Source organism: Acidiphilium sp. (assembly GCF_049977125.1).
Lineage (GTDB): Bacteria > Pseudomonadota > Alphaproteobacteria > Acetobacterales > Acetobacteraceae > Acidiphilium.
Map to the genome: position 1 here is coordinate 1 of NZ_JBMFGY010000249.1, position 3,142 is coordinate 3,142.

The window sequence follows — 3,142 nt, forward strand, 5'->3', positions numbered from 1 at the left end:
TCGTTGGATCGCAGTGAAGGATTTCATCCCGAGCATGAATCCCTTAGGTCTGGCGATGCCGGTCGAGGCTGTGTGGTTGAAATCGACGATTGCGTACTGACCCTTGCCGTGCATCAGGTGCTGGGCAGTGTATTTCGCGAGTGCGGAGGCGGCACCGATGTTCGATGTCGCGAGAAAGCAATCGGCGATATTCGGCGACAGGCCGGAATCGACAGTGACAACCGGAATATGATGTGCCAGCGCGGATTTCACTGGCTTGAGCAGGGCCTGCGGGTTCTGTGCCGCGAGGATCAGCCCATCGGTACCCGCGGTAACCGCATTGTTGACCATGCCGATCTGGCCAGCGAGATCAAGCCCGCTCGCGGGGGCCTCGAAGCCGACCGAGACGCCGAATTTCTTTGCCGCCGCATCTGCTCCGTCGCGCACCGCGAGCCAGTAGGGCGATGCGTTGGATTTGGTGATGAGCTCAAAATGATAATGTTTCGCGGGTTTGGCCGGGATCGGGAGCGCGGCGACGGTCGCCGCAGGTGCGGCCTCGGCGCGCGGCGCCGCAATGATGACGCCGGCGACTAGCGCGAGCGAGCCGGCTGCCGCCAGGGTGGGATTGCGTAGTTTCATGGTTGTTCCCCTCGTTTGGTATCGGTTGGTTTATTGTCGGTCTGGGCATCCGCATAACCTGTCATGTAGCGGATCAATTCGGTCTGATCGGTGTCCTGGCAGCGCGCGTCGAACACCTTGCGCCCCCGATACATGACCATCACGCGGTCGCAGACTTTGAGAATCTCGACCAGATTATGGCCGATGAACAGGACGCCGATGCCCTCGCTGCCGAGTTGGCGGGCCATTTTCAGGACGTTTTCGGTCTCCATCACGGCCAACGCGGCAGTGGGTTCGTCCATGATGACGATCCGTGCCTTCCAGTATAGTGCGCGGGCGATCGCGACGGCCTGGCGCTGGCCGCCGGACAAATCGAGTACCCGCGTCGACGGATCGGGGATGTGACTTTCGATCCGGGCGAGCAAAGCAGCGACCTCACCGTGGATTTTGGCTTCGTCGAGCATCGGCAGTATGCCGCCAAGCCGGCGCATCGGTTCACGGCCGAGGAAGATGTTGGCGCCGACATCGAGATGGTCGGCAAGAGCGAGGTCCTGATAGATCGTCTCGATCCCGGCGTTGCGGGCATCGCGTGGGGTTCTGAAATTCGTGGCTCTTCCCTCAAGCGTCACGCTGCCGGAATCTGGACGGTAGACGCCGGAGATCACCTTCATCAGAGTCGATTTTCCAGCCCCGTTGTCACCGACCACGCCGAGCACTTCACCGGCCGAGACGGCGAGTGAAACGTCGCGCAGCACTTCAACGGCACCGAACCGCTTCTGAATTCCGGTGACGGCCAGTGCAGGGCTGGTCATCACAACGGACCCGTGCGGGAAGCGGCAGATGATCCAGAGATTAATGCGCGGGGCATCATCATCATCGGCGTCCTTTCGCCGTGCGGCGGCTCGTTCATCCCTTGGCGATCCGGACCTAATGGTCAGTGTCGATGGACCAATGGCCGGACCTTTAGTGAAGCGATAGCAACCATGCCTGCCCGTGGCAAGACACTCATTCGTGCAGGAACACCGTAATCACCATATCGAGATGGCGTTGCATCGCGCTGCGGGCGCGCTCTTCGATGCCGTTGCGGATCGCATCGAGAATGGCCTCGTGCTGCATTTCCGATTGCTCGACCATCCGGTCCGTCGTGTAGAGGCTTTGAAGGCGGCGGAACATGCCGCCATAGGCGTGGCCGAGCAGGAGGATCATGAACTGCTCAAATGCTGCGTTTCCGCTCGCTTGGGCGATCCGGATGTGGAACATCCGGTCGCCGGGATGAGTGGTGGAGCGCGCCAGATTGTCCGCCCGGTTCTGGTCCAATGCAGTCTCGATGGCGGCAATATCCGCTGCGGTCGCGCGGCGCGCGGCCAAGGCCGCTGCTTCAGGCTCGATCACGAGACGGGCCTGTAACAGAGCAAACGGTGGAATTTCGACGTCGAGGTCGAGGGCAACAGGTAATTCCGGATCGGGAGCGGGCCGGGTCAGGCGCATGACCCTGCGCATGAGGGAATCGTTTTGTGCCTCAATCGGCGGGACGGCGCGGACCAGAACACCATCTCCAACGCGAACATCGATGATGCCGAGCACCTCGAGCGCGATCAGCGCCTCGCGTACCGAGGACCGGCTGACGCCGAGCGCTGTCGCAAATTCACGTTCCGGCGGCAGATAACTTCCGACGGGGTAGGTGCCGTTGACGATCAAATCGCTGATCTGATCGGCGATCTGGCTGTAAAGGCGCCGGCTCCGGATCGGCTCCAGCATTGCGGAATCTCCCGGTCTGGCGACCCCACTTGCGTCGGGGGAGCACGTTTGATAGGCATTGTTTAGCATTGGTCCGGCCAATGATCCAGTGGCGAAATAACTTGATTCGGGGAATCGTCGTATGACTGTAATTACGGGGTTTCAGACCTTCGACCTGCGGTTTCCAACTTCGCGTCTGCGCGATGGCTCCGATGCGATGAACCCGGACCCGGATTACTCGGCCGCGTATATCATCCTGCACACCGACAAGGATGGGCTGGAGGGGCATGGGCTAACTTTCACGATCGGTCGCGGCACCGAAATCTGCGTCGCCGCTATCCGCGCCCTTGCACCGCGTGTCGTCGGGCTTGATCTCGACTGGATCAAGGATGATCCGGCCCAGTTCTGGCGTCATGTTACCGCCGATTCGCAATTGCGCTGGATCGGACCGGACAAGGGGGCGATCCATCTTGGCACCGCCGCGATCGTCAATGCCGTGTGGGATTTATGGGCGAAGGCGGCGGAGAAGCCGCTCTGGCGGCTGATCGGCGAGATGAGCCCGGAGGAGTTGGTCCGTGCGATCGATTTTCGTTACATCACCGACTGCATCACGCCGGATGAGGCGCTCGACCTGCTGCGCCGCGCCGCTGTGGGCAAGTCCGAACGGATGCAGGCGCTGCTGAGCACGGGGTATCCCTGCTATACCACCTCTGCCGGCTGGCTCGGCTACGATGACGACAAGCTGCGCCGCCTGACGAGCGAGGCCGTGCAGGCGGGGTTTAGGTACATCAAATTCAAGGTCGGCCAG

At 61.4% G+C, this 3,142-nt stretch carries 3 protein-coding genes and 1 pseudogene; 1 reads left to right on the plus strand and 3 read right to left on the minus strand.

Translation table 11 applies throughout. The features are described 5' to 3' along the window. The 3 genes from ACP5E6_RS17590 to ACP5E6_RS17600 all read right to left on the minus strand — a co-directional run. Window positions 1-618 (minus strand): substrate-binding domain-containing protein (locus ACP5E6_RS17590; protein WP_427956437.1); only part of this gene is annotated, 618 nt, incomplete at its 3' end. Then, the gene (locus ACP5E6_RS17595) at window positions 615-1,409 is read right to left on the minus strand and encodes an ATP-binding cassette domain-containing protein (RefSeq protein ID WP_427956440.1); all 795 of its coding nucleotides are present in this window, start codon (window positions 1,407-1,409) and stop codon (window positions 615-617) included. The genes ACP5E6_RS17595 and ACP5E6_RS17590, both read right to left, overlap by 4 nt. A gap of 193 nt (window positions 1,410-1,602) precedes the next feature. Further along, complete coding sequence (locus ACP5E6_RS17600) at window positions 1,603-2,355, minus strand: FadR/GntR family transcriptional regulator (RefSeq protein WP_427956442.1); 753 nt, start codon at window positions 2,353-2,355, stop codon at window positions 1,603-1,605. 121 nt (window positions 2,356-2,476) lie between these two features. Here ACP5E6_RS17600 and ACP5E6_RS17605 point away from each other — a divergent pair. Beyond that, a pseudogene (locus tag ACP5E6_RS17605) lies at window positions 2,477-3,142 on the plus strand (fuconate dehydratase); the annotation flags it as partial.